Origin of the sequence: Neisseria sp. P0020.S005 (assembly GCF_051957055.1) — a bacterium.
Lineage (GTDB): Bacteria > Pseudomonadota > Gammaproteobacteria > Burkholderiales > Neisseriaceae > Neisseria > Neisseria subflava_A.
The window spans coordinates 1-1,197 of the sequence record NZ_JBQCWV010000022.1 but is presented as its reverse complement, the minus strand read 5'-3'; the positions used below and the strand labels follow the sequence as shown (position 1 = coordinate 1,197).

The window sequence follows — 1,197 nt, the reverse complement described above, 5'->3', positions numbered from 1 at the left end:
ACCAAAAACCACACACAACCCCCAACCACACAAAACCCACCAACAACAACCCAAAACAAAAAACCAAAACCCCACCCAACACCACCACACACCCCCAAAACCCCCCCACCACCCAACCCACCACCCCCCAACCAACAAAACCCAACAAAACAAACAACAACAACCCAAAAAAACAAAAAACCACCCAAAAAACCACCAGCAACCAAACACACAACAACAGCCCAAACAACAAACTCAAACAAGACCCTCCACCACCCCCCAAACACAAACACCCAGACAAAACCACCCCCAAACAACCCCCCACCCCCACAACCACAACACCCCACAACCCAAACAACACCACCCAAGCCACAAAACACCACAACCACAAAAGCAAAAAACCACCCAAAAACAACCCCACCCAAACACCCCAAAACCCAACAACACCCCCAACCAACCCCACCAAAACCACCACCAAAACACCCAACCACCCCCCCCACCACAACAACCAAAACACCCACCCACCAACCACCACCACAACACCCACAAACCCCACCCAAACAACAACACACCCCACACACCAACACAGCACAACACCCCAAACACTCCAACAAACCACCAACCAGATACGAATTACACACGACCACCCAAATACCACCCACTACCCCAAACAACACCCACACCCAACACCCCAACAACACAAACAACAACACCCCACAAACACCCAACACACCCAACCCACAAACCAACCCCAAAAACCCCCCACAAACCCCCCACACCAACCAACAACCCACCCCAAAAACACAAACCAACACCCCCACAAACCACACGCCCCCCCCAAACCACAACAACACCACCACCCAAAACCAACCCCCCCAACACCCACCCACCAACAAACTAAAAAGCCAACAGCCACACCAACATAGAACACAATCCCAACTACCACGACAAAAACAAAACAGCCACCCCGAAAGCGGCCTCCCCATCAAACAGCGGCGAACACAACCACCATCACGCCAACAAAACCAACGCAACCCACAACACCCCCAACAACCAAACCAAAACAACAAACACCAAACCCCCAAAACAAGCAAAACATACAACCCCCCCACACAACCAACACCCAAAACCAAACCACAAAGCAACACCACTCAACAACCCGCGCACCCATAAAGCACCCAATACACCGAAACACCAAACCATCGCCGCCAAAGTACA

1 protein-coding gene and 1 pseudogene are annotated in these 1,197 nt (G+C 51.5%); one reads left to right on the top strand and one right to left on the bottom strand.

Annotation, left to right across the window (positions count from 1 at the left end; genetic code table 11):
- Positions 1–905, top strand: a pseudogene (locus ACTHTU_RS11100) (hypothetical protein); the annotation flags it as partial.
- A gap of 85 nt (positions 906–990) precedes the next feature.
- Here the strand turns inward: ACTHTU_RS11100 and ACTHTU_RS11095 are convergent.
- Positions 991–1,197 (bottom strand): hypothetical protein (locus ACTHTU_RS11095; protein ID WP_440362579.1); only part of this gene is annotated, 207 nt, incomplete at its 5' end.